Source organism: Arthrobacter sp. DNA4 (genome assembly GCF_024362385.1).
In the GTDB taxonomy this organism is placed as follows: domain Bacteria; phylum Actinomycetota; class Actinomycetes; order Actinomycetales; family Micrococcaceae; genus Arthrobacter.
In genome coordinates this window covers 2,072,808-2,099,259 of sequence record NZ_CP101466.1, presented here as the reverse complement: position 1 = coordinate 2,099,259, position 26,452 = coordinate 2,072,808, and the positions used below count along the sequence as shown (strand labels likewise).

The following is a 26,452-nucleotide window of genomic DNA, read 5'->3' as shown; positions in this document are numbered from 1 at the left end:
ATTTAGCCAGTCCAACTTCCGGGGACCAGTTCACCAGTATTAACGGACTGGGACCCTATTTTTGTCAGTCGCTCTAGCCGATCTTCGTCCAGACACCGCACCGCTGGGACTCGAAGCCTTCGCCCGAATAGACGGTCACGGTGACACCGTCAGGTGCAAAACCTACGAAGTCATTGGCAATAACGCTGCCGCCGCCGGTCGTGCGAGACCAATAGCAATCTTTGGCGCTCGTCTTGGTCCTGTACGTTCCAGGATCCATCTCCTTTCCGACGATGTGGGTGCCGTCGGAAACCTTCACTGCAGTCACGACTTCTTGGAGCATGGCGGCGTGAGGAGCATCCGGGCACAGCGCCAGGGCAGCCTTCGCCTGAGCCTTCTTCCACTCCGGTTTGGCATAGACCTGGTCCGCGAAGTCCGCGGGCGGTTTGGCACAGAGCCTGAGCACCTTGTCGAAGGTTTGGGCCGGGGCGCCGCTGGCGTCTCCCCCGCTAGATGCCACTACGTCCACGATGGCCTGTTCGCTTGGCAGCACCGCCGGCTTGGAATCGGCGTAGACACCATCAATCTGGGTGGTGCAGGTATCGGACCGAGCATAGTGCTTGCTGGCCCACACCTCCTTCAGAGAGCTGTAGACATTCACGCCCGTTGTGCTATACGGGTTAGGCCCACATGTGAATCGATACCTGTTTGCCAGCTCGGCAGCATCAGCCGCCTCCTTGGCTGCCGCCTGTGCGGTAGCCCGTGCTGCGGAGGCACTCTCTTCCATTTCGTTTTCAGTCACGTCAAGTTTGACCAGAAGATCGCGGCTGCCCGTGACAGTCCCAGCGGCCGGGTCTGTCGATAAAATTCCTACAGTCTTGTCCGGGTAGGACGACGTCCATTTCTGGCCGTCACTGCCCACGATGGTGACCTTAAATTCTTTCAGGACGGTCCCGCGGGTCTCTTGGAACTTTGTTCCGGCCACATCGGGCACGGTCAAGGAAAGGGCGCTTTGCGTCGGGCCCGATGACGAGGTGGAAGGTGCCGTCTGCGCTGACCCGCCACAGGCCGTAAGAGTGGCCAGAACTGTAGCTGCCAAAAAGGCAGAGAGGTAGTACTTCATGTCCCCCAGTTTCAAGAGTGTGATGTTGGTGCGCCCCCCGCTGCTTGAGACTCGGGGATCGGCGACCGGTGCGAGTAGCAGTTAATCCCAAATGCAGGATTCAGTCGATTGCGGCTTGGAACTCCCACCGTCCCGAACAATCTGGTCAACTTCACCCCGCCTTCCGCAGTTGAGCTTTCGCGTAGCTCGGTTACGGAGCCTTCATTTCTCGGGAGAGGCCCATGCCCATGACGACGAGGACCGGGGTGCCCAACAGGATGGCGAAGACCATGGCGCCAGCCCCGATGTACGTGGTGGACAGGAATGAGACGAGAAGGGCGAACCCCGCGAAGCTGATGGCAGTGATGGGTGCGCCGCGGCCTCGCCCGCGCTGCATGGCCAGGAGCACGATGCCCGAGGTGATGTTGCCCAGGGCCGAGACAAGGAGGAGGAACCCGCCGAAGCCGTTGTAGGAGGAGGCGACGATGGAGGCGATCAGCAGGAAGAAGCCCAGGACGATGCCGACGATGCCGGCGGCCACGCGGAAACCGGAAGACTTGAGCCGGGGCGCCGTCTGCCCCCACTGCGGCGCGTACTGCTGGGGAGGGTAGGAAGCGTACTGGGGCTGTCCGTAGGGCTGCTGCTGATACGGCTGCTGCGGGTAGGGCTGCTCCTGATACGGCATCGGCGGTGCCGAGTTGTACGGCTGACCCTGGAACGGGCCGGGAGCGGAGAAGGGCTGGCTGTTGGGCTGCTGCGGTGCCGGCGGCACCGGAGGGTAGCTATCGGTCATCGGATCCCCCAGGACGTAGTGATATTGCGGTTAGAGTACATGCACAGACCACCTGCCAAGGGCAGTTTTCCATCAAGGCTTCCGCAGGTTTCCAACGGGAGTGCCAGTAGCCAGCCCTCAGTGGACCTCCCCCGCGCTGTGTGAATTCCATTGAAGGTCCATGAACAGGGTGAGTGCTACTTACTGGTAGTTGATATCTACGATTTTGGGGCCCTGGGAGTTGAAGAAGACGCCGTTGTAGCTCCGCTGGTACCAATGGAAGCGGAGCCAAGCACGGAGGTTATGCTCCGTGCTGCTTAATCGCGAAGCGCTCATCATCAGCCGGGGCGGATAACCTGCAGGAAGCACATCGACCGGCATGGTCGTGCCCGTTCCGGAGCGTTCGCTAAGGCAATCAGTCAAGCCCTCGGACAACGCCCTGGGCGGACCCTGTAGGTGATCGCAGAGCAAAGGCGCGACGCTGACGCAGTCTTCATTCTAGGCCGAGTAAGCTCACGCGGTACGGAGCAGATCGTTGGCGAGTTCAGCAACTACCGTTGGGTCTCCCCTGCTGCCAACCACTCCACCGGTGAAACAGCTTCCCCTTCAAATTCCAGGTCCGGCTGGCTCCGAGTGAAGAAACCCTCAACTGCAAGCGGGTGTAATCCAGCATTAAGGGCAGGCAGCACACGCTCAATACCGGGCAGAGCCCCATGCTCCGCAAACTGAAACTCGGGCAGCCGCCAGCCCTGGCTCGTGGAAATGCCATAAAGCGATCGCTCATTTAGGCGCTGCCGGATGCGACCCTCGGTCACCCCAAGCCGTACCGCGGCTTCCTTGACCGTGAGGGTGCGCACAAGCAATTCACCGTACCGCAAGGCAGCCAAAGCGGATGGGCGGGTTGCACCAGCTGGTGGAGCGCTGCGCAAGAGTCCCATCTCCCGCAATGTGGCCTCCTCATGGGCAGACAAATGACTGGTGGGATCACCAGCGGCATCCACGGCAGGGTGCGCGTCCGCCACCGTTTCCATCGCCTCAAGAAATTGCTCGACGTTCAGCCTAAGCCGTTCACCGACGCGTTCAATGCGAGCTGCAGTAGCCGTGGCACGACGCAGCCGGGTCGCAAGCTGCTCAGGGTCCGAAGTTTCCGGGGCGCTTACCCCTGCTACCGTCTCCGTTCCTGAAGGAGGCTCCCCGATGAAGAGCATGACCCCACGGCTCGGATCAAGAGGAAAGGCACGGTTGTTCTCGTTGGCGGCCTCGATACCCGCGCTCCGGGCCTGGGGAACATCATCACGTCGACTCATGGGGTTACTCCTATCGTTACCTAACAACGATAGCTCGCGTTAGCCGGGCCAGTCAAGAACGAAAGTGCCTTTTCGGGCTCTGGGGTGAAATCGCAGTCACCTTGGTCGCTGCCAATAAGGTGGTGGTGAAACTAAACGGCGGGCAACTAAACGCAGCACAACCTAGGACGGCGCGCAGGGTACTGCGGCTGGAGTCGCAGGTGTCGTTGGTGATGCGGCAATGACAGGTCAGGGAGCAGGTGGGATGGCAGGATAGGCCGCGGTGGCTGCTACTTTGAAATGCCAGCGCGATGAGGGACTGGCGGTTCATACACGTCTCGGCGACCACCGACGATGAGCACAGCACCGTGACTTAGTGTCATTGGTTGCCCCTGTGGCAGGGGGTGCGGCGGACGGCAGGATGATCTGATGAGGCCCCTGGTCAATCACTCCACGTGTTTATGTCGACCTAATTGCCAGTTTTCTATAGGAGTCCGAAGCCGAGCCTAGAACAGGCAGCTTCGAGATCGGCCCTCAATCCGGCCGCCGAAAGGGGCAGAAGGATTTCGGCATGAGTCAACCCGTTTCTGGCGCGCTCAAATAGCGCAACGGAACGGCCCCTGGGCATATACGATGAGCCATAAAAGAGCCCATCCAGCGGATCCTTGTAATGTCGATAAATGGCACGTGCCCAGTCGCGTGTACCGGTGCGAGGTCCGCTGAACAGCGAAGCCGTGGCCCCGGCGACAGTCACCCAGTTTGAGTCGACAAGATCAAGTGATTTGATGTCACGCGACAATCTGAACCCAACGAAGTGTGGTGCAGCTAGCTTGGTGTCCACTGTGCCGATGGGCCCAAAGACCTCCGCGAGGGCCGTGTCCAAAGGAGATACAAGTTCCCCATCTACGTCAGTTACCAAGGGAGCGGCGTAGAGAATTCCCCGAACCGGGTGGTCTTTGGGCGGTGGCGGGTGATGATCAAAACGGCTGCGCGTAGGACCGTATGTTCGGAAGGCGTTCCATGACGTTGGGTAATCTCCCTCGGCGAAAAAGATTCGGCCGACCAGGAGCCCTGAAGGAAGGGTACGGACGTAATCGTCAGTCAGTAAAGGGAACCGGGAAACATCCGGGGGCCAAGTACTCACGCGGTACGGAGCAGATCGTTGGCGAGTTCAGCAACTACCGTTGGGTCTCCCCCTGCTGCCAACCACTCCACCGGTGAAACAGCTTCCCCTTCAAATTCCAGGTCCGGCTGGCTCCGAGTGAAGAAACCCTCAACTGCAAGCGGGTGTAATCCAGCATTAAGGGCAGGCAGCACACGCTCAATACCGGGCAGAGCCCCATGCTCCGCAAACTGAAACTCGGGCAGCCGCCAGCCCTGGCTCGTGGAAATGCCATAAAGCGATCGCTCATTTAGGCGCTGCCGGATGCGACCCTCGGTCACCCCAAGCCGTACCGCGGCTTCCTTGACCGTGAGGGTGCGCACAAGCAATTCACCGTACCGCAAGGCAGCCAAAGTGGATGGGCGGGTTGCACCAGCTGGTGGAGCGCTGCGCAAGAGTCCCATCTCCCGCAATGTGGCCTCCTCATGGGCAGACAAATGACTGGTGGGATCACCAGCGGCATCCACGGCAGGGTGCGCGTCCGCCACCGCTTCCATCGCCTCAAGAAATTGCTCGACGTTCAGCCTAAGCCGTTCACCGACGCGTTCAATGCGAGCTGCAGTAGCCGTGGCACGACGCAGCCGGGTCGCAAGCTGCTCAGGGTCCGAAGTTTCCGGGGCGCTTACCCCTGCTACCGTCTCCGTTCCTGAAGGAGGCTCCCCGATGAAGAGCATGACCCCACGGCTCGGATCAAGAGGAAAGGCACGGTTGTTCTCGTTGGCGGCCTCGATACCCGCGCTCCGGGCCTGGGAAACATCATCACGTCGACTCATGGGGTTACTCCTATCGTTACCTAACAACGATAGCTCGCGTTAGCCGGGCCAGTCAAGCACTAATTACCGAAGAAAGGCATCAGACGTAACATCATTGGGCTACCAAGCTTTTAGATTACTGAAAAGAAAGAGGCTCAAAAGTGGCAGCGGGACGACGGCTTGCTTGAGTTCCAGTGGCCAGAGTCTAGGAGTGCCTATGCCGTCCGCCTCGGACACGGCCTGCGTCTGGGTGCACTGTTAATTTCGATGAGATCATTGAGATCTTACGCATCTACAGGTTGCCGGAGCGACTGAACATAGACAGCCGCGCCTCGGGCGATGCCGATAGGTTCCAGGCGGCGGGTGAAGATGTTGCAGGAGGCTCCCACATTCGAGAACGAGCAGCGCTTCGCAGTCGTCTGGGCTTCCTCTATGAATGCCGGTACGTCGAGGAGATCGTCAGGCGCGTGTATGGCTATGGCGCTTGGGTTTAGGAGGTTGATCAGGACCACTAGCGCGATCCCAAGTGCATGACCGGCATCCTCGTATATCTTTAGGCCTGCGGCTCCGATCACCTCCGGGTCCGGTTCCTCAGTCGCGAAGACGTCGGCCAGTTTGGCCTCAATTGCCGCCCTAGTTACAATCCGCTCGAGGCAATAACTGCCGCCGCACCGGCAAAGCTGCGGCTGACCCAACGCTACTGGAATATGTCCGATTTCTCCGGATACACCGTTTTCCCCCAAAACTAGGTTCCCATTTACAATGAGGCCGCACCCGAGTCCAAACTCCCCTACGAGAACTGACGCAAAATTGCTCATCCCTTGCCGAGCGGTGTAATGGCTGTCTATGGCCAAGGCATTTGCGTCATTGATCAAATGCGTAGGGAAGCCCGTGCTCTCGGCTACTCGCATGGACAGCGGAACGTCAAACCAGGAACGCTCCCGCTCTCGAAAGTCGCTCGAATGCACTACTCTGCCAGTCGATGGATCGAGATGACCACTCAGGGCTACACCGATTTCGACACCGTGTCGATTTCCATTTGGGATACGAGACACAAGCCCCTTCACCACGGTGTCAGTCGCAGCTACAACTCCTGAGACGCTTTTGTCTGCAATCAGAGCTTTAGTGCGCCCGCCACCCTTCGGCAGAAGTTCCTTGGGGCCGGTGATCACGCCGAGCGCCTCGTGCCCTGAGAGGTAGACACCAATGACTGGTGCCACGCGGGAGCTGTCCTCTCGGCGGGTCGAGACCAGAGGTCCATTGAATGCCTCCATTATGCCTCCATCCAGCCACGCATTAAGACGGCTACACACGTCCCTGGCTCTGCAGTTCTGACACGCGTTGCGGCAAAAGTAACACCGCCCAGGGCAAAGATGGAAGCCCTGAGGGTACTGGTTAACGGGGTACGATCCAGAAAGGGGGTTTATCTTTTTCACTAAGCGCTCCTGCAAGCGACTTGGGCTTGCCGCTCAAATTTCCAGCCCCTTGGGCTTCGGGCTTGCACAACTGCGCTGCAGCTGGAGCAGTTTGGGGTGACTTGCCGACGATCGCAGCCATGTCATTGGGGCCTCTTGATGGCTTTCGGGGCTGGGCATCCCGTCGCCAAAGATCAACTGATCACCTCGTAAGCAGGGAGTCCCTGGTTTCCCGTTGCGTCACTTGGCCAACGCCGTGATCGCTCAAGGCAAACCCGAATGGTGATTCGCGTAGGTGAGGCCTTCAATCAAGGCGAGGAAAACGTGTATTCAGCGAGAGAACAACCGTGCGGCAAACGAGGAGAACCGGCCCAGCGCAGTTGTGACGGTGACGGATCGTCGAGGCCTCAAGCGACCCCTAAAATGGGGGTTATTGGCATTCGCTTCGGAACCCATTGCGTGGAAAAAACGCTCTCCTGTTACCACCATTACCGCATGCAGGTCCGTTGAATTGGGTACCGGCCCAGGCCCTTCTCACAGTTCAGGGGCGTCCCCGGCCAGTTCGACAAGAAGTTCACGGACCAGCAATCTTGCGTCAATCTTTCGCCAAGACAAGGCGCACCACTGATCGTGATGAGGCAGGATCAGGACAACAAGAAATCAGCGCCTCGTAAAGGAACGACGCGCGATCAGGCGAACGTTTTAGAGCCACAACCCACCCCTCCGGTGGGCAAAGCCAACTTATCGGAAGGGAGAGCCACGCAGTGGACGAGGACGAGTGGGATAGCCTTGACAAACAAGACGACAAGGATGAGACAGGCCACTCCGACGGCGTGTTGGTTATACGGACATGGCATGAGCAAGGTCACCCCCAAAAGTTTAGATCCCGTGTAACCTACGGGTACTCCTCGGAGATTAAGCATGTGGTCGCTACCGCCGGCCCGGCCGAGGTCCTGCAAGTGGTCACGCGTTGGATTGCCGCCCAGACGGGATTCAGTGATCGCAACTAATTCCCCCTTACTGGGACTGGCCGTCCCCGAGTCTTGTCAGCAATAAGAGCGCGTATGGATTCGGATGGCACGAGGCCCAGTTCCTCTTCCAAGCGCCAGCGAAAGCGCTCGTAAGTTCGAAGCGCGGCGAAGGTGTTGCCCCGGTTTAGCTCGGCGGCGATTAACTCCCGAACGGCTTCCTCGTAAAGGGGCTCGATTTCCAACGCTGCTTCAGCTGCCTGTACGCCCCTTTCTAAATCTCCAGCAACCAGGCACTTCCGGGAAATTACCGTCAAAGCATGAAGGAGGTCCTGCCGCAGCCGCTCCTGCTCGAACAGTGCCCAGTCCTCGTACCAGCCCGGAAGCAGGCTGGCGTGGCGGCATGCGCGCAACACAAGAAGATCATCCTGTACCATCATCGGGCTTTCCCTTGCAGCCCTGATACGGGAGCTAAGCCTGTGGAGGTCAACATCAACACTGCCGCTGAGGGACAGCACCGGGCCGTCATTCACGATCAAGCCGGGAACCTGTCGCGAGACTAGATGCACGCTGACCCTCAAACTCTCTCGCGCCTTCCCTTCCGGACTTTCGGGCCACAGGAGTCCAATGAGAAAGCTTCGAAGGCAAGGCCCCCGGAGGGCCAAGGCAGCGATGACCCGCTGCTGCCTGGCTGCAATATGCACAGGTACGGAGTCCCGCCGCAATTGCCACGACCGCAGCAAATCCAGTTCTAATTTCACATTACCATCGGCATTCATAGGAACCTGATCTCGCTTGGGTCCGTTCCGATAGTCGGACTGGTAACAAGAGGATCCTCATTCCGATGAGCGCTGTCAATGAGCCTTTCTCCCCTAATTTGCTCAGGCGAGAGACCAAACTCCTAAAGACCCCAAGCGCCTACCTAATGGGTTAAAAACACCCCGTCCTGCTTTCTGAAAGGCCGCTAGAGATGCCAGAACGGCAATCTCCTGCCGACAAGCCATGTTAGAGGTACCCCGCTGCACCCTTTCGGGGAAGCGTCACGGCCAAGGGACAGGACGCGCTCAGATCAGTGAGCAAGCACTGTTAGGGCAACAAGCAGCGGTATGACGGGAAGCAGGGCGGCAAGCCGGAGGTCGTCTTTCATCAGATGACGGCCAAGCTCGCCTCGCCGGTCTGTTTTGTCTGTTCCCGCTAGATTGTCTCTTGCCGCTGGCCCACGACCGGCGGTTCGAGAAGGCATATTATCCGCGCCAACGGTAACGCAAGAGTAACGCCCGCGGTTTTACATCTGGCTTGTAGCCCTATTCCCTATTCTTCACAAGTTCGCCGTAAACGTTGAATTCCCTCCAGCCAAACAGAGAAGTGGTTCAGATGACCAAGCGCGCAGTCATCGTCGGCATCAATGACTACAGCCAGCAGCCAGCAACGAAGTACTTTATGTGGCCGAACCTCGGCGGCTGCCTTGCGGATGCCAGCTCTCTTGACGGCCTCCTACGTGGTGCCTTTGGCTTCGACAGCACGGTCCTTCTGACAGACTCTCAGGCCAGCGGCGAAGCCATTATGGCGGCGGTTGGTGAAATGCTTACCGCGTCAGGCGCGGGAGACGTCGCCACCTTCTGCTATGCAGGACACGGGGGCCGCCTACCCTCTAACCCTGATGACTACAACGACCCGGCGAACTACCGCTTTTATGACTGCATTGTCCCGTATAGCGGCGACTACATAACCGACAAGGACTTGTACAGGCTAGTAAGCAGCCTCGAACCTTCTACCGTCAACTTCACGCTCATCATGGATTGCTGCCACTCTGGGGGGCTGTCCCAAATATCACCGGATGGGAGACTTCGGTCCGGCGATTACACGTCTAATCTCATCGATATGTGCGTAAATCTCATGAATACAGTCATCCCATGTGGAGTGGTCCTGCCGCCCGAAGCGACGGGCATGGACGGCAATGTCAGCAATGTTGCAGGTGACGGTAACGGGGTCGTCTGCAGTGTCGATGATAACAAGAGCTTTGTTCCGCAATCTAAGGCAACCGTCCTCGCAGCGTGCCGGTACGATGAAGTCGACGCTGATAGCGTCGGCGCGGAGGGTCATGGCGGTCTGACGGCGGCGCTGCTCGATTGTATCAATGCCACGAATCAGCAGACTAGCTATTGGGAACTCGTCGATGCTCTGCGAGATGACATGTTGAACATCCTGAATCTTCAGCAGACCCCTACGTTGCTAGGCCAGGAGAACCGCATGGATCAAGTGTTCCTCGCGGCCTGGGACGACTCCATGTAGCCGCCCATTGGGCGTAGCTGGGCAACAGCCAGGAGCCGTCCCATAGTCCAGGCGAAACCCTATGCCATTAGATCATCCGCAGGCGGTTTCCAGCTCATCTGAAAGAGGCGCAACGACAAGCTGAGGTGGCGGACTGACCCGGGACAGCCAAGCAAATCTCTCCGCAAACCTATACTTCCGCCGACCTTGCCGAAATCGCTCGAAAGATTCCGGGCCACGCCGGCGCTGTCGGGCTGGCCATCATTCCTGGAGTGGAATTCATCAGGGAGGCTGATTTTGATGTCTCTGCCCTCCAAGCTGGAATACATGACCGCCATCGCTATAGATTTTGGTCAAAGAAAGGCCCCACAAAAAGAAGGGCAAACATTCCTCCCGTGAGCTCGAACACAAGGCCTTCGACGCTCCGCTGGGCTACAGCAGGGTAAAACTAAAGCGCAGCGCACCTTGCTGAGGGAGCGACGGGGCTCATGACACTCACCTATGACAATTCAAGTGCCATTGGAAGGTAAGAAGCGATGTCAAGACCGACTCTTAGTCACGGTTCATCCGGTCTGGATGTAAAGGATCTACAGCAGCTACTGTCTACCGCCGGTTATGATCCGGGTCCGGTGGACGGAATTTTTGGCGACAAGACCGAAGGAGCTGTTAAGGTCTTTCAGTTGGAACATGGCCTTTCCGCGGACGGAATTGCGGGCCCTGCAACCTGGGGTGAACTTGAAACGGAGTCGGCCGAGCCGGTACCTGCAAACCCTGGACCTACTATCGATTGGGCGACCCGACCGGGGAATGAACGGATGTATCACGTTATGCAACTGTTGGTCGAGACCTATGAGTATCCGACCAGTGGGGCTGCCGGATTGGTCGGTAACTTATGGGCCGAGTCGGGGGTTATTCCTAACAGGGTAGAAGGTAGTTCCTCAAGTACGCCGATGCGGTCGCGCGACTTCTCCGGAGTTCCGCGGGACTTCACGGCGCAGGAGATCATGGCTCGCAACTCGTCCAAGCAAGAAGGGCCAGCCAAACCTGGCGTAGGACTGGCACAATGGACATCCCCCGCTCGCCGAACGGGCCTGTTTTCCCACGAGTTTGCTGGACTAGTGCTCGGAGCAGACATCTTGTTTGATATGGACGCGCAGGTGGACTACCTACAGCAAGAGTTGGAGACCTCATACTCGCGCGTGCGCGACGTTTTGGTTGCAGCCGAAACCACGGTGGACGACGCTTGCGATGAGATTGTCTACAGTTTCGAGGTCCCGGGGTCCATCCTCGAGGGCGGCCGTAGGCTGCCGCGAGGTGACTCTCGCGTGCAAGAGGTCTTTCGTCAAAGGCGTAGCTACGCACAAAATGCGCTGAAGGCATACCAGAAGCAGGACTAGCTGTACTGCCCAGGGACGTTGGTTCGGTGAATGTGATGACTCGCTGGAGTCGTTGAGCCAAAGGTGAGGACCTCCGGTTGCACAGTGGAGTTGCTTAGACAACCGCTGCAGCGACCAGGAGGTCCTCATGTCCCACGCTAATGCCGCTTTGACTCCACGCCAACGTTTACGCGTCACGCGTCTGGTCGTGGACCACGGCTGGCCGGTATCCCGGGCTGCCGAGCAGTTCAACTGTTCCTGGCCGACCGCGAAACGGTGGGCGGCCCGTTACGCCGCGATGGGTGAGGCAGGTATGGCTGACAGGTCCTCCCGCCCTTACAGGGTGGCGAACCGGACGCCGCAGCAGCTGGTGCGCAAAGTTGTGCACCTGCGCTGGAAGCAGCGGCTGGGACCGGTCGCGATCGGAGCGAAACTGGCCATGCCTGCCTCGACGGTGCACGCGGTCTTGGTCCGGTGCCGGCTGAACCGCCTTCATCACGTGGACAAGCGCACCGGAGAAGTCATCCGCCGCTACGAACATGAAACTCCCGGAGCGATGATCCATGTCGATGTGAAGAAGCTCGGCAACATCCCCGACGGCGGCGGCTGGCGTTACGTCGGTAAGCAGCAAGGAGGCCGGAACCGGGCAGGAACCCCGGATAAGCCGCGCAGCAGAAACCGCGAGCCGCTGATCGGGACCGCCTACGTCCACACGGTCATCGACGACCACTCCCGGGTCGCCTATGCAGAGCCACGGCGATGAAACAGCAGCCACCGCAGTAGCAGTCCTGAAAAGGGCTGTGTCCTGGTTCGCCGCCCGCGGCGTCACCGTCGAGCGGGTTCTCTCCGACAACGGGGCGGCCTACAAATCACACCTCTGACGGGGACACCTGCCGCGAGCTGGATATCAAGGCAAAGAAGACCCGGCCCTACCACCCCCAGACCAACGGAAAGATTGAACGCTTCCACCGAACCCTCGCCGACGGATGGGCATTCAAACGCTTCTACGCCACCGAATCAGCCCGCAGAAACGCCCTCCCGGCATGGCTGCACCACTACAATCACCACAGGCCCCACACCGCAATCGGAGGCCACTCGCCCATCAGCCGCTTAACCAACCTGCCCGGGCAGTACAACTAGCCTTGCCACTTGTCATTCCGTTGCAGGTCTCACATGGGTGCCTGTTCCTGTCACTTCCTCGGCCCCAGGATTCCGATACCTCGTCAGTGCTCTAGTTCTTCAGCTCTTTGGCGCACCCGCACTGGCGCCGTATGTCCTGAAGTTCCCCTGATGCAATCTGTTGTAACTCCCGGCTGAAGAATGGCGGCCTCTTGCTTGCGACTAACTAGACGGGCGCTGAGCGGGCAGCGCCACAATTGAAACTTGCACGTGGTTCCGCACCTGGGGCCCGCACATCTCCACCTGCACATGACGCAGTAACGCGGCAATAACACTGCGGAGCCCAAGATGTCTTGTCGAAGGATCTAGCGTCCTTCACCATCAGAAACCGAGCCATCATGCAGGACCCTCCCTCTAGATTGTCTTCAATAAGCCAAGGAGGGCGCATGCTCGCTCCTTAGCTCAAGGATGTCGCCATGCCGGACGTATTCAAGATACTGAAAGACCTCGAATTGAAGGCCGTAGGACTGGATGAAAGCACAAAAAAGATGCAGGAGGGTTACTTTGTAGCTTTCCGCAGTATTGGTCTGCCTATACGTAAGGAGGACTTCGATAACCCTTGGGGACCGGACGGCGGAAACCTAGGAAAAAACGTGCCTGCAACGCTTACCAACACCGATCCCAGTAATGCCCCGAAGACGAGCAGTGGCTCACTGGATCCGCAAAAAGTGTATGACGATGCACTTTTGGCAAACATCTCAAAATCTCAACGCGCCTATGTCAATGGCTTCATGCTGACTGATAGTAAGTTAAATCTCAACGCGAATTACTCGGTGATGCCCGGCGCAAGCAAAGTAAGTGATTCTTGGTGGGCCATCATAACTGGCGCAAACGGAGTTCCTTCCGATCTCCAACTCGCGCCAGAACTACAAGCAGCATATGATGCAGCGACAGCAAAACTAATGGACGCAGAAGGCGATCCGACTAAGCATTATGACAAATACTTAGAATACCAGGATGAGTACCGGAGCAAGGTCAAAGCGTACAACAAAGCCTACGCAGCGGCCTTCACGGACCCGAAGAAGAAGCAAATGTGGCCCATTGAAGGGCGGCCATACCATGATGAAGTGGATGAGGCAATGGACCGCTGGCAAAGCTTCGGTCATAAACAAGAAATTGATGACGCCATAGCCATACTTTCCGCGCGAGGAACAGACCCCGCAATAGCCTTAATCGGCAGAGCCAAGAAGAAACTGAATGATAATCTGTTCGACTTTCCAGGCGTGGGATTGATACCCTTCACCACCATGTTGCCTTCTAGTTGGGCGGATCCTGATGATGATACTGGCTGGAATGAATACACCAGCACAGACTTTCATTCTCAAACTGACTACAAAGCGTCCAGTACCTCCTACGGTGGAGGAGGGGGGTTCAGCGTGGGACTTTGGAGCGCCGGCGCAAATCTGGATCATTCTCAGCAGCAGGCGTCAATGGATATGCAGACGAATAATCTTGATATTTCATTTATGTACGCGGTAGTGGACATCTTCCGACCCTGGATGGATACTTCACTGCTGAACCTGGATAACTGGTTCCTGTTTGGCGACTACCCAGCAAACACTATATCTAACGGAACTATGGCACAGGAGCTACCAGCCGGGAAAGAACCGGCATTTCTACCTTCAGTTGTTACCAGCCTTATCCTGATTAAGGACCTTCGAATAAAGTGGGATGACTGGAAGTCTCAATGGGAATCAAAGACCTCAAGTACAAATGTCTCGGCAAGTTTCGGGTACGGCCCGTTCTCCATCAGCGGCCACTACGGATCCAGCAACCATTCCTTTGACGCTTCGACTGATAACGAATCTGAAGGTCTTCAAGTCCCCGGTATCCAGCTGGTGGGCTACGTCTCACAAATAAATCCCGCTGCGCCACGCAAAAACGGAAAGGACTATCTGCAAAACCCGGTACCAGCAGATGCTGGGACAACACCGGTACACCCCTAGAGACCAGCATTGGAGAAGTAGCGACATGTCCTTATCACTGGATTCCGTGCACCAGGCTCTTAGTGCATATTTCATCAATCGCTTTGAGACAGACGAGACCAGCCCGGTTTTTTTCAGATTCGATAAAGTCGGTTCGGTTATTTCCGAGAAGGACTTCATCGACCCCGGCGATCCCGTGGCATACAGTTCCGCTCTTGCTCGAGAGGAGCTGTCAGAGCTCGTAAATCGTCTTCCGGTTGATGTGGGGGATGGGATAAATGTGGTGCTGACGGCAGACTCGATAGACAGCACTTACTTTGATCGTCTAGTCGCGCCGTCTCGGCCCTATATTCCTAAGGGGGCCACGCAAGAACTTACCGAGTCCGTAATCAGTACTTTTAGTAAATTAAAGGCTCGGGCAAACTTGCTTTGGACATCGATGACTCTGGAATCCAGCAAGGGGCTTTTGCAGGAGTTCCACCCTGCCGAGGCAACCCCTGAAAACTGGTTCGATCCTGAAAACGATGAGGTGTGGACAAGCGCATCGTTCGATATCGGGGGCAAAGAGGAGGGCGGACCGAAGGGGGACGCGGGCAAGAAGATACTCTGGAGATTCAGGCCCGACGAGCAATTCCTCGCACATGTCATGGAACTGGAGGAATCGCCCGCCTCTGCCTATAAGCCGCACGACGTAGATTTTCCAGAAGCGGCAGGGCATCTCTCCGGCACGCCGGCGTCCCTTCGATCAGTCGTGCCGCACAGCCTGCTGAACGCGCGCGCAGGCGTCGCCGGAGCACTTCCTGACAGCCTCAGGATTCGAGACCACAGGACCGGCGTTGCCCTACCTAATGAAGCGGACGCGGAAAGCGAAAGCACGAGTGTCCTAAGCCATCGTCTTGCCGACCGGTTTGTCGGCCTTGACATACCTAGGAGATTACAAGTCCAGCAGATCATAGAAGAAAACACGCCCACGGACATCGTCCGCACAGACAAAATGAGTGTTTCATTCGAATACTGTCTGGTTAGTGTCAAGCGACCCTGGTACGTCGATACCTTCATAAACGACACATCCTGGTACGTCCCGGGTCACAGCAAGGGTGAATTAACTGCGGGAGGTAGCCCGGGAAATCTGACACTGATTTCGATAGCATTCGTGATACTGCGCAAACTCAGCATCCAAGCACCGTGGTCCGACGAAGACCGGAGGAACGCACTCTCCGCGGTTTCGATCGGCCCGTTTCGGGTAGCCGACGATGGCCATGGCCAGCTCACACATAGCGGCCTGCAGGTGGTCGGGTGGATGCTCCAGCTTATGCCTCAATTACCTCCCAATACAGACGATGTGGGAGCTGTAATTCCGCAGCAGCCTTCCGGAAAAACGTACACTGTTATTGAAGGAGACACCCTGTGGTCAATTGCCGCTAAAATGTATGGCGACCCGACACGCTGGCCTGAGATACTACAAGCTAACGAAAATAGCGTGCCTGCTCCTCAAGCGCTCTCTATTGGCCAAGTCTTGATTATTCCATAACTGCAATTGATTTAGCCGACAAGCACAGTTGCGTACCCTCACAACCGCCCTCTAACTCCGCGCGGCACGGAGTGAAATGCGATCAGAAATCAATCCCAATGTCGGTTGCCGAGTATAGGTAAGACCATGAACGATGATCCATTCCATGGCGGATCCGCTGTTCCAGCGGGCATATCCAACGACGAAAGATACAAGGCATATACGCTTTTCAAAGCAAAATATGAAAAGCAGGTTCAGAGTCGCGACAAGGCGCGTTCTGCTGCATTACAGAACCCCCAGTTGCTACAACAATGGCCTCTAACAGGGCGGCATTACCAGGAACAGATCGATAGCGCCATGAGCGACTGGTTGGTAAAGGGCTTCAAAGATGAGATTGAGACCCTATTCGCAAGGATGAAGGTGCAAGGCCAACATAGTACTGACAGTGAGAAAGGCGAGTCACCTTCGTGACCGCTAAGTTTTAACCGTACGCCGTTACCGTGCTTTGTACCCCGTGTGCAGAAGCCCCGACATACATTGGTCTGTCAAACCAAACATGCACGACAGCAGTCCTGCCCTGTGCGCCTGACAACGGATCCTGGGTTCAAGCCCTCACGGCCGTCCCATGTAAGGCAGGCTAGGCGCGGACAACCTCCACATCCGCTTTGGCAGAACAAGCCTCGCCGCACGCCTCTGCCGTGGCACGCCTGAAGGCGCCTCCCAAGAGTGACTCCTGTGCTTGGGCGGCGAGCAGGGGCAGCTAACCATGCGCCGGTGACAGAAGTTCGAGAGTTTGTCTTCGGGTTGCAGGCGATGACGAGCGTTTTCACAAAAAGCACTGCGTGGAGCGTGGAACCCGAAAGCAACCGCATAGTCCTCAATGGGGCAGGTACGCTCTACAAATCGAATGACTGCGTTGCCCCTTTTGGGCGGCGGACCGTATCGTCGATGTGCCTCGGCAGGCCTGGCAAATTGCATGAAGCTCCGCTATTGCTCCCGGTTCACATCGATGTGCAGGCAGATTACCCGTGGACCGCGTCCAAGAACTAGGTCCGTTCAGTGCTCGGCGGCTGTCATGCCACACATCAGCCAGGACGCATGCGTGTGGCGGAGGTCATGGATCCGTGGGCTTTTGGCCGACTGCTTGGGGCGTGTGGACAGCGGGACCCAGTAGTCGGCCCAGTAGAGGTTGTGGACGATCCGGGCCACCCATGGGTGTCGTGAACACCAGATCCTTTCCGGGCCTGCTCGCCACCAGCGGGATCAACAGCTCCACCAACGCCGGGTTCAGCCCGATGGTCCTCTTACCAACCCCGCTCTTGGTCGGCCCAACATAAAACTGGTTCTGCCCATCCCGCTTCCACGCCTTGTTGATCCGCGCAGTATGCGGTTTGGACAGCAGGTCCACGTCCGCCACGGCCAATGCGGTGGCTTCTCCAATGCGGATGCCGGTCATGACCAGGAAGTCCGTGAAAGCCTTGTACCCCTCCCCCGTCCCCTCCATGATGAGCCTGTACTCGGCATTGCGTTCGGAACATCGCCTCGTCCTCGGCCTTTTCAATATTCGGCAGCTGCACGCCGCGGCAGGGATTACGAGTAATGTAGCCCAGCATCTCGGCGGTGTTCATCGCAGTCGAAATCAGACCATGGATGTTGTGGATCGTCTTCGGTGCCTTGCCCTTGGCCATCATGGACTTCACCCAATGGGCAATGACGCGGTAGTCGAGCTTGTCCACAAGAAGGATCATCACCCTCTCCCGGAACCGTTGCGGGCGAGGCGTTCTAGCGTTTCCATGCGCCGACTCACCCGTCCGGACCGCAGCGTCGTCGCAACTTCCAGGCGCAACAATCGGCGGCTCTGGAGGTAGAGGGCCTGATAGGTCGTTTCGTGTGACACCTGCATCTCCGGATGGTCCGGATGCTCCACCTTGAGTTGACCAGTGACCTGTTCAGGGCTGAACCGGTCGGTGAGCATCAGGGTCACCTTTTTACGCAACGCTAACGTGTCCAACTTCCCGGGCCCACGCCCGCGGGCACGAGCCCACCCCTGCTCCTGCACGAGCGACGGCGAATGCCGGTCAATGATCCGGTTCCTCGCGACATCCCGACTGATCTTGGACGAAGCTCGGCCTAGAATGGCAGCGATACGACGCACTCCACGGCCCTGGGTGAGCCGGAAACCGATCTCTTCCCGCTCACGCAACGACAAGAGCCCTGCACGGGGCACACTGAGGTTCTGAACCGGGGATTTCAACACCTTTTGATGGTCGCTCAACCACCGGTACCCAGTCGGACGCGACACCCCCGCGGCCCGCGTCGCGACGGCTACCGACAGCCCCGCGTCCAGCCCATCCCCAGAACTCTGAACGAACACTCAGCGACGACAATGGTCTGCCCATCGACGACACCCCACAGAATTCAGGGTGTTGCGCTTAGCACCTGAACTCGCCTTGAGTGCCCGGGCGGATTCAGGTGTGCAGCTCCAGGCGACACATCCGCCATGGGAGCGCGGCCGCGGCCTGTTGCGCAGCATGCCTGGGCGCTCCCCTGGCCAAACCCAACAGTTCGGGCGCGTGTACGCGTGTGGACAAACTACCCCACCTTTCGTCCGACAAGCAGCCTGTTGGGACAGCCTCCTCAAGTGCCAACAGTATCTGGACGTCGAGGTGGACCGGTAACGCCTCGATAACGCTTCCTTGATTGAATAATTGCGCCAGTCCTGACAGTGGCTCAGTGGAAGGTAACGCGATGGCTGGTAAGGACACATCAAGAAGCCCCCTGCTCATGTTGAAGGTAGCCTATGAGCGGCTTCGCCTGCCACTGGTCTACGCGTCGATCGCCATCGTTGTGGCGGTGTTGTATCTGGATTCATTCTTAGGGCCCGTGAAAGACGGTCTCCTTCCGGCTGCTATCGGAGTTCTCTTAGCCTTCGGTATACAGTCGCTTCAGAATCTCGAAAAACAGGGTTTGGAGAGCTTCACAGGAGCCTACACAACAGCGCTGGAGGCAGTGCCTGAACTGTCCAAATATGTTGAGCATGACCGCGAGGTCACAGATATTCATGTCATCGCAGCGACTGGGTGGACGACCGTCCGCCAAGTCTTGCCAACAATTTGCAAGGCCTCGTCGGCAAAGCGGATCCGGATCACTCTTAACGTAGTCGATAATGCAGGGCCTTTCGCAGACGTCTACCCTGGCCACTGGGGAACAGAGGTCGATCACACTCTCCAGCGGGTCCGAGAACAGTTCTCCGATCCACGGTACGAGGTGGTAGTGAACGCCTATAGTTATCTACCTGCCGTGCATGGGATCCTCCTGAACAACGAATACCTGCTGCTTGGGTTCTTCGGTTGGGACACCGCTTCTGGACGCCCAGAATTGTCTGGTGCGGAAAGACCACATCGCTTGTATCGGCGCCGCGACACCACGTCTACGCAACTGTTCGAAGTCTTCGACGCCTGGTTCGATCACGGGCCTCAAAGGCAGATCGCCGCCATCCACGCCGCCGACCCTGCCGGCTGATAAGTGAGCCCCCGTTTGCCCTACGCTGTTGCGAGGCAGCAGAACTGGCCTCCCACGGCGGAGAGGCGGCGGCAGCGGTGGTCGCGCGCATTGGCGTTGGGTTTGGGCTTGCTTTCACGGAGCTTCCGGTGGGACCACCTGGAGCTCTCCGAGCAGTTCGACGGGGCACCGGCTATGAGCGCAGCATGCGAACCTGACGTGGAGCTACACCACCTACATCTCAGCCATGCGCCCCGACATGACAATGCCCAACCGTAGCGTGGGCAACAACCAAAAGCCGTCGAAGGCGTGAGGAGCAGCTAGGGCGGGCTGAGCCCTGCGACGGACAGCACTTGACCCAGTAGACGGCCGCGCCGGCGGACGCCGATACTCGTTGGAGCGCAGCGTGCCGGTAGCAGGGCTCGGCTCCTCACCGGCCGTGGGGCGGCGGCCATGGCAGGATGGGCTCCATCATGGATAGGCGGTTACGGCGCTCCTCAGCCAGGTGTCTCTCCGCGGCCCCCTTTAGGACCTTTTTAACTGCACACGTGCTGGACCCTGTTTTCGCCCGCCATGATTTCCTTCTCCGGGAGCTCGTCGGCGATGAAGCGGTACGCGAATGCCGGGTACGTATTCCACCGATGAGCCCGCACCGTCATCAAGCTCGCCGAACTCCTTTGCTTCCCTGGAAGGTCAGCTCCAGGTGTTTATGGACGAGGGCGCAGTATCCGCCACTGTGCTTCTCAGACGGATGGAGCGTGGTTTGAACCTGGCCGGGACCCTCCCCTGGGATGAATCAAGCGGGGGGTCTTTTCAAGTACTCGAACACGAACTACTTTGCGCTCGGCCTCCTCGTCCAGACACCGCGGCACAAGCCCTTCGTTCAGGTCATGAGGGAAGAGGTTTTTGATCCTCACGGCTTGAAGCACACCAGCCTGGACCGACCCACACAAAACTGGGCTTCTGTACGGCTACGTCTCCATCCACGGTGAGTTGGTCGACACCACCGACAACATCTTTTTCACCGGAGATCCACGGAGGCGCGGTCTCCACGATGGCAGACGTCAACCTCCTCATGGTAAGCATCTTCCAAGGGCGGGCAATTTCGCGGCATCTCTAAAAATGAAGGCAAGTCCCGACTTCGCGCCCTGCGGACTAGGTGTGTGGGAGCACGCGGACGGCTGCTCAAACCAGTCACGGTACATGAGTCAGGGACTCTTCTGGGGCTACGCGACTGTGGCAGCCAGCAGCGCAGACGGGCGCTAACAGGCCGCGATGACCGGCACGACACCACCACTGCCCACCCCGCTGGAGGACAAGTCCACCGAGAACAAGCGTGAACTCCTAAGCGGCCAAATCCAATCCACCCTTAACGAGACCCTGGACCGGCTGTGCGCGTTGGCCATGAGAAAGTATCTAAGCTCTTATCCGACTGGATGCCCGTGCGAGCAGTGGTCCTGCCCCGGCCGGATCTCGTGCCCCTGAATGCATGTGCGCTCGGGGGCAAGAAGCCGGTCATGCTGGGTGAGGAAAATGCTGCTGTAGGCACATTCAATGCCCTCGTCCCCACGCCTTAGCCACTCCGTAAGATGCAGCCCGTGATGCCCACGGGTCTTCTCACGCTTTCTCGATTCATGGGTCCGATGCCCGAAAGGATTCTTCGCCATGGCACTCGCGACCTTAAATACCGTCTCTGTTCGCAGCAGAGAAGAAATGGTAAACCCATAAAAGGAGCCGTTCAAGGTGGCGACAATTGGCGGTGCCGCCTTCCAATACGTCCTGCGGAGCATTCTCCCCACGGTCATGTAGTTCCTACTCCCCCGGCCCATGAATAGATGTAGGCCACCAACGGCCCACCCAACAAAACCGGAACGAGGAAACGCAAGAACCCACTCCCAGCAGGCGGAAGGCTCTCCAGCCAGAGACTTGAACCCGCCATCCCACACACCTGAACAAGCCATCGCGGCAGCCAGGCCAAAGCCCGTACCCCGAGCCGTCAGAGCGACGCGACCACAAGCTTTGTCAACACGTCAAAGCAAAAACGCCTCTGACGAGGGAATCTGTCGTGCCCGAGGTGGGACTCGAACTACATTCCAACCCTTGAAAACACTGGGAACCCGCGAAAACATGCGGAATCCGAAGCAGTCCGAGGGCTGTACGAGGAAGTCCAAGACGAAAAGTGTGGACATTGCCCATACCCCGGTTCAGTAGAGTTAAAGGACTACCGGGGCTGCAAATGCCCGGAAATTTGGGCGGCAGAGTCCAGCAAGTCGATGGTGCCCGCGGCGACTCCGACGACGAGGTCGAAGCCCTCATTTGTCGTGAAGGCATGCCGGTAACCGTTGATCCAGAGCAGCAGCACCATGAGCGTCCACGCCGTCCGTTTGTTTCCATCAATGAGTGGATGGAACCGGGCGACCGACTCCAACAAGGCTGCCGCCTTCACGGCTAGTTCCGGATAAGCCTCCGCGCCCATGACAGTTGCCGCCGGCCTGGCCAGTGCCGAGGCCAACAAGCCGACATCACGGATATGAAAGCCGTGCCGATCGACTACTTGAAGCGCATCCTCAATGTCCAGGTACGCTGTCACGCGTCCTCAAGGCGCTTCAGCAACTCAGCATCATGACTCATGACAAAATCGAGGCCCTCACTGATTTCACGCCGGCGGGCGTGACGCTGCAGAACCAACTCGGCCCCCTGCAACAGAAGCGCGGACTTGGACGTATGTTCCTCGGCAGCCAACTTCTCCAGCCGCCGATCGAGGTCTTCAGGAACACGGAGATTCATAGCCATGACCTCATGGTACCAAACCGGTACCCGCCCTTGTCTGGAATGCACGCTTCGCTAATTGGACCAGACTCACCGAGCAGGGCTGCCGGGTCTGAAGAGCTCTGTTGTTTTTCAAGACCCTGGGCTGCTGAACCGAGAAGTGTCTTTACTTCCGGGGGATCGCCTCCCTTTGGGCCGCATTCGACCGCCGCGCGTACCCATGGAAGGAAGTGGAGCGCCTAGGTAGGGAGCACCTCTTTACCCGAGGCCGCCTGCTCAAAGTGGAGCCTGGCGTTGCTCGAGTTGGCGGTGATGGCCCCTTGTGGGTGGCAACAACTTTCCTGGAAAGTACTGTTAGGTCAATCCCAAAAGGACTGAGGTCGACGACTCTATTTCATCGTCAACCGAGCGCGAGAAGCGGCCTTCTTACAGTCACAGTTGAGCGTGTGAGCAGGTCCACATCCCGGCTCATTGGACGCAGCCAAATGGAGATTACGTAAGAATGTTGCCAAACAGGCAGGCTTCTTCTTCTGCTGGCGCTTATGTAGAGCGACGCCCCGGCCCGTGTCAGTCCCAACTTCATTTAAGAGAAGGAATACAGTTCGCTCGAGGCCAAGGGATGCTCCTATCGAGTATGTGGCCACTCCAAGCCCACCGGGATACCGGTGCCGGACGAGGAAACAGGGCCATTGCCGGATGGAACCCGACAGTAACGCGGCAGTAACACTTTGGCGTTACAACAGACCCATGGACGCTTTGCTACCCAAATCCGGGGAACGAGAGATTGATAGGGCTCCGCTTCATCAATGCCTCGTTTTCGCCAAGAACAAAGGCTATAGCCTTGGGCGCAGATTGAACAGAACCTTTTCGATAAGAAACGTTCCAGGGAATACGAACAGGTCACAGAGGTGACGTTATGACCGAGGGACAGGATTGGGTTCAACGATGCTGTGAGGCTGTAAGGTCTGGCGAACCCATAGGCGCATCCAGCCAGACCGGCCGGTGGCTCAGAATCCCCGCAGAGGCGATACGAACAGCTCTCCTATCGCCGAACCTGCAGGTAGACCCCAAAGGAATGAACATCTGTAGAGCGGTAATTACCGGCACCCTCAACTTTGACCACGCTTCTCTGCGCTGTCGCCTCCACTTCGATAGGTGCAAGTTTGAATGCGCTCCCTCCTTCGAAGGCGCAACAGCACCTGGATTATCTATTACTAACTCAAGCCTCCCGGGAATACGGTTAATGGCCGCTTCTGTTCAATCCGATGTTGATTTCACGAGATTGACGTCCTTCGCGACGATTGAAGCACGAAGCCTGCACGCCGGCGATGTCAAAATGAGAAAGGCCAGGCTTCTTCCCCATAACGGGGTTGCCCTTCAACTCGATGGTGCAGCCCTGTCCGGCGACCTAGTCCTGGACGACTCGCGCATTCACGGCTCGGTCGTTGCCCGCGGCGCCACGATGAACGGCATGGACATAGCCTGCGCGAAGCTCGTGAACCCGAGTCTTGAGACGCTGAACCTTTCCGACGCCAAAGTGAAAGGGCGAGCTAACCTCAACTTCTTGCACTCCGATGGCACCATCTCGGTTCACGGGGCCATTTTTGGCCAGCTCAATCTAAGAAACACCGTCATCCAAGCGGGTTCCGGTACCGCCATCGAAATGTCGGGCTGCAGCGTCAAGGGCACCGCCTTCTCAGAAAAGTTGCGGGTTGAGGGAAGCGTTCAGGCAGCTGACACCAATTTCGCGGAATTGATACTCAGCGGCGCTGAGTTCAACGGCTGTGGGTCTGGCCGAGTGTTGAATTTGGCTAGAACGGTAATACGAGGAAGCCTGCTCCTGAACGAAAGCGAGTGCAAAGGTACTGCACATCTCTTCGCAGCAAAAATCGGTCATCTAGATTTCTCTGCAGCAAAATTCTCCGACCGTGGTACAGCAATAGAACTGTCGCGCGCCGAAATCACAGGAACCGCCATATGTCGAAGGATTCAAGTCTCGGGCAGCTTTACGGCAGCAGACACTAAGTTTGGACAGCTGATCCTGGAAGCGGCAGTGCTCAAGGGGAACCGGACCCTGGCCCTCAACCTGTCCCGAGCCGTTGTGGTAAGCAGGGCTTCACTTATAGGACTATGTGCCTCGGGATCGATACGTGCTGCGGGTCTAAATGTAGGTGGCCCCCTCGATCTATCTGGAGTCTACATCTGTGCCACTAATACCCGACGCTCCCTGGATATCTCACGCTCGACGATCGTAAGCCGCCTTCGCCTCGAGCACTGCCGATTCATAGGAATGCTTGATGCCGCTGGATCACTGCTCTTCGATGTGACGATGAGAAATGCATACTTTGACGCGGAACCGCCGGGGGCGGCCATCGATTTTTCTTCCGCCGTCGTAGAGTCTCTACGTCTTTCTCCGGGACTTTCCGTAGAAGGTGGGATCAACTTCACCAGCACGGAAGTTCAAAACATGTTCACGCCTGCTGAAGGGCCAACAAGAGATTGCCTGCCAAAGATAGCCAGGGCCGTCGGGTGGAAACTGGGAATGCTTCATGGATCTCTGCGTACCGACCGCAAGGTTGCGTTCGGGTGGCTCAACGGCATCCCCGTTGACCATGGATCGTCCGCTTCTCTCCAACCATGGAAAGAGCTAGCGCACGCCTACGATCAAATTGGCCAACCGGACGATGGAAGATGGCTCCGTCACAAGGCAGCTGCCCACCTCACTAGGACATCTCAGGGCTGGCACAAGGGTCGCAGGGTCGCCTATTCCTGGCTGGTAGGTTATGGCTATTATCCGCTTCTCGTATTGTTATGGCTGGCCGCTTTATGGGGCCTGGTTTACGTTCTCGCTTCCACAAATGCTGCTAGCTTCACTCCCAGTGACACTCGTGTATCTTCAAGAGTGATAACAATCGATGGAGCGGAGAAGACTGTCCGAGTAGACGGCACCAGCCAGCCACCGCCGACAGAGTACCCCCCTTTCAGCCCGCAACTCATCGCCGTCGATACTGCGCTTCCTCCTGTCCCAACAGGGCAATCCCAAGCTTGGCGGATAACTGAGAACACTTGGCTCCCGCTCTTGTTTGGAGCCATCAAGAGCGCAGGTTGGGCGCTGTCTGCGCTTCTGATCGCGGGGGTGACAGGTTTTCTACGAAAGGACTGATAAGGCAGCACTCCGCGCGCTCAGCCACGGAACACCAAGGTCGCCATCGGGTCCCCCCGCGCAAAGGGTATCGGCCAAGACACTCCCCTATCGGTACCCAGCGTCATGTAAATGGGAGTTAACCGGCTCTTTACAGTTCCTGGTGCATGCTCTGCCGTGACGGATGTTCATGCCGCTGTTCTGGCGGCGGTAGCCACTTCCTGTTCGAGCCGCGCTCGGGCGCGTCATCTCTGACCTCCATCCAGAGATGGGAGATACATCAACTATTTAAGCCCCGGTTCGCGCAGCTTATGACGTGCGATGCGCCAAAAGTAGCACCGGACGAGGTCCAGAAGGAAGCCCCGAGCACCGGCTACTCGATTTCCCCTCAAACGGGGCCTACCTAAGGTGCCGACTCATCGCGCAGTCGAGAAGTCGAGCGGGTGTCGGGCAGTGCAGCCCGCCACCCAGGTGGAAACGAGATGAGCGGCGTCGTCGAGGAGACGTCCCTTTCCCGTTCCTCCTGCAACCGCTACAGGTCAACTCCTCAATCTCCTGGCAAAAACACCCGAGCGGGAGCATGATATCTGGAAAGGCTCAAGGATTATGGCGGGAGGCAGGTGGACTGAGTGAAGTTCGCTCGTCAGGTGCTCGCAGGCCCTCCGGACTCTGTGTCACCGGGCGGTGGAGCGGAAATCCGCTACATCCTCAAGTCCAGCGGCGGTGATCTCACGCACGCTGTCTGTCCGGCCGGTGAGGTGGCGCCCACACATGAGCTTCCGGAGCTGGACGAGGGCTACTTTGTGCTCGGGGGCTCGGGAGAGATCTGGCGCCGGTATCAAGGGCGGGAGGGAATCATCGCCTTACGTCCTGGAAGGTTTGTCTGGATGCCGCGTGGTACACAGTTTCAATACCGAGCCAACCAAGGGACTTCCTTGGTATTCCTCGTCGTCGTGCTGCCGTCTTGGCGTCGCGAACTCTTCAACATCGTCGATACGGGGCCCTGGTCGGTCGGGGCGGCCGGCGTTTCACCGGCTAGCGAGCTGAGTGAGGATTACTGGCTCTCGGGGGACCTCCCTCGTCACCCGGACTACACCGCTCCAGATAACTCCGAGATACGACTGCTGGGCGGAGTTGAGAACGGCAGTTTGGCTCACTGCATTTTGCGCCCAGGAATGTGTTCATTCCCTGTTCGACACCGTTCAATTTACGAAGTTTGGTACGTGGTAGGAGGGCACGGAGAAGTCTGGCGATCGGATCCGGAGGGACCCGAAAGGGTAGACCTGCTTTGGCCCGGCGTGGCCGTGGACATACCGGCGGGCACTACTTTTCAATTTCGGACC

Annotated in this window: 19 protein-coding genes and 2 pseudogenes; 9 read left to right on the top strand and 12 right to left on the bottom strand. The window is 57.8% G+C overall.

What is annotated here, in order from left to right:
- Positions 1-73 precede the first annotated feature (73 nt).
- The 6 genes from NMQ03_RS09565 to NMQ03_RS09540 form a co-directional block, all read right to left on the bottom strand.
- Complete coding sequence (locus tag NMQ03_RS09565; RefSeq protein ID WP_255175371.1) at positions 74-1,102, bottom strand: hypothetical protein; 1,029 nt, start codon at positions 1,100-1,102, stop codon at positions 74-76.
- A gap of 190 nt (positions 1,103-1,292) precedes the next feature.
- Entirely contained in the window at positions 1,293-1,874 is a 582-nt protein-coding gene (locus tag NMQ03_RS09560; RefSeq protein WP_255175370.1) for a hypothetical protein, read from the bottom strand.
- Positions 1,875-2,404: 530 nt separating this feature from the next.
- Positions 2,405-3,160, bottom strand: a complete 756-nt coding sequence (locus NMQ03_RS09555; protein WP_255175369.1) for a hypothetical protein — start codon at positions 3,158-3,160, stop codon at positions 2,405-2,407.
- 1,119 nt (positions 3,161-4,279) lie between these two features.
- Entirely contained in the window at positions 4,280-5,074 is a 795-nt protein-coding gene (locus tag NMQ03_RS09550) for a hypothetical protein (RefSeq protein ID WP_255175368.1), read from the bottom strand.
- A gap of 263 nt (positions 5,075-5,337) precedes the next feature.
- Positions 5,338-6,327 (bottom strand): ROK family protein, encoded by a 990-nt coding sequence (locus NMQ03_RS09545; RefSeq protein WP_255175367.1) that lies wholly within the window; start codon positions 6,325-6,327, stop codon positions 5,338-5,340.
- A gap of 1,147 nt (positions 6,328-7,474) precedes the next feature.
- Positions 7,475-7,969 (bottom strand): bacterial transcriptional activator domain-containing protein, encoded by a 495-nt coding sequence (locus NMQ03_RS09540; RefSeq protein WP_255175574.1) that lies wholly within the window; start codon positions 7,967-7,969, stop codon positions 7,475-7,477.
- Positions 7,970-8,810: 841 nt separating this feature from the next.
- Between NMQ03_RS09540 and NMQ03_RS09535 the strand changes: the two genes are divergently transcribed.
- From NMQ03_RS09535 to NMQ03_RS09510, 6 genes and pseudogenes are all read left to right on the top strand, one after another.
- Positions 8,811-9,728 (top strand): caspase family protein, encoded by a 918-nt coding sequence (locus NMQ03_RS09535; RefSeq protein WP_255175366.1) that lies wholly within the window; start codon positions 8,811-8,813, stop codon positions 9,726-9,728.
- A gap of 515 nt (positions 9,729-10,243) precedes the next feature.
- Entirely contained in the window at positions 10,244-11,104 is an 861-nt protein-coding gene (locus tag NMQ03_RS09530; RefSeq protein ID WP_255175365.1) for a phage tail tip lysozyme, read from the top strand.
- Between the two features lie 127 nt (positions 11,105-11,231).
- Positions 11,232-12,223: pseudogene (locus NMQ03_RS09525) on the top strand (IS481 family transposase).
- 455 nt (positions 12,224-12,678) lie between these two features.
- Positions 12,679-14,208 carry a hypothetical protein gene (locus tag NMQ03_RS09520; RefSeq protein WP_255175364.1) on the top strand — a complete coding sequence of 510 codons (1,530 nt, stop codon included), beginning with the start codon at positions 12,679-12,681 and terminating at the stop codon, positions 14,206-14,208.
- 25 nt (positions 14,209-14,233) lie between these two features.
- Positions 14,234-15,718 carry a LysM peptidoglycan-binding domain-containing protein gene (locus tag NMQ03_RS09515; protein WP_255175363.1) on the top strand — a complete coding sequence of 495 codons (1,485 nt, stop codon included), beginning with the start codon at positions 14,234-14,236 and terminating at the stop codon, positions 15,716-15,718.
- 126 nt (positions 15,719-15,844) lie between these two features.
- Positions 15,845-16,168, top strand: a complete 324-nt coding sequence (locus NMQ03_RS09510; RefSeq protein ID WP_255175362.1) for a hypothetical protein — start codon at positions 15,845-15,847, stop codon at positions 16,166-16,168.
- A 585-nt stretch (positions 16,169-16,753) separates the two neighbouring features.
- Here NMQ03_RS09510 and NMQ03_RS09505 read toward each other — a convergent pair.
- The 3 genes and pseudogenes from NMQ03_RS09505 to NMQ03_RS09495 form a co-directional block, all read right to left on the bottom strand.
- Complete coding sequence (locus tag NMQ03_RS09505) at positions 16,754-16,906, bottom strand: hypothetical protein (RefSeq protein WP_255175361.1); 153 nt, start codon at positions 16,904-16,906, stop codon at positions 16,754-16,756.
- 95 nt (positions 16,907-17,001) lie between these two features.
- A complete protein-coding gene (locus NMQ03_RS09500) occupies positions 17,002-17,445 on the bottom strand; it encodes a hypothetical protein (protein WP_255175360.1) in 444 nt (147 codons plus the stop codon).
- Between the two features lie 341 nt (positions 17,446-17,786).
- Positions 17,787-17,906, bottom strand: a pseudogene (locus tag NMQ03_RS09495) (helix-turn-helix domain-containing protein); the annotation flags it as partial.
- 539 nt (positions 17,907-18,445) lie between these two features.
- On the opposite strand from NMQ03_RS09495, the gene NMQ03_RS09490 reads away from it, so the two are divergent.
- Entirely contained in the window at positions 18,446-19,219 is a 774-nt protein-coding gene (locus NMQ03_RS09490) for a hypothetical protein (RefSeq protein ID WP_255175359.1), read from the top strand.
- Positions 19,220-19,734: 515 nt separating this feature from the next.
- On the opposite strand, the gene NMQ03_RS09485 is transcribed toward NMQ03_RS09490, so the two are convergent.
- Complete coding sequence (locus tag NMQ03_RS09485; protein ID WP_255175724.1) at positions 19,735-19,857, bottom strand: hypothetical protein; 123 nt, start codon at positions 19,855-19,857, stop codon at positions 19,735-19,737.
- 132 nt (positions 19,858-19,989) lie between these two features.
- On the opposite strand from NMQ03_RS09485, the gene NMQ03_RS09480 reads away from it, so the two are divergent.
- Positions 19,990-20,190 carry a serine hydrolase gene (locus NMQ03_RS09480; RefSeq protein WP_255175358.1) on the top strand — a complete coding sequence of 67 codons (201 nt, stop codon included), beginning with the start codon at positions 19,990-19,992 and terminating at the stop codon, positions 20,188-20,190.
- 1,229 nt (positions 20,191-21,419) lie between these two features.
- Here the strand turns inward: NMQ03_RS09480 and NMQ03_RS09475 are convergent.
- Both NMQ03_RS09475 and NMQ03_RS09470 read right to left on the bottom strand, forming a co-directional pair.
- Positions 21,420-21,788: a type II toxin-antitoxin system death-on-curing family toxin gene (locus NMQ03_RS09475; protein ID WP_255175357.1), complete on the bottom strand. Its 369-nt coding sequence runs from the start codon at positions 21,786-21,788 to the stop codon at positions 21,420-21,422.
- Positions 21,785-21,991: a ribbon-helix-helix protein, CopG family gene (locus NMQ03_RS09470; protein WP_240685144.1), complete on the bottom strand. Its 207-nt coding sequence runs from the start codon at positions 21,989-21,991 to the stop codon at positions 21,785-21,787. Before NMQ03_RS09470 ends, NMQ03_RS09475 begins: the two co-directional genes overlap by 4 nt.
- Before the next feature lie 892 nt (positions 21,992-22,883).
- Between NMQ03_RS09470 and NMQ03_RS09465 the strand changes: the two genes are divergently transcribed.
- Positions 22,884-25,130: a hypothetical protein gene (locus NMQ03_RS09465; RefSeq protein ID WP_255175356.1), complete on the top strand. Its 2,247-nt coding sequence runs from the start codon at positions 22,884-22,886 to the stop codon at positions 25,128-25,130.
- Positions 25,131-26,452: the final 1,322 nt, after the last annotated feature.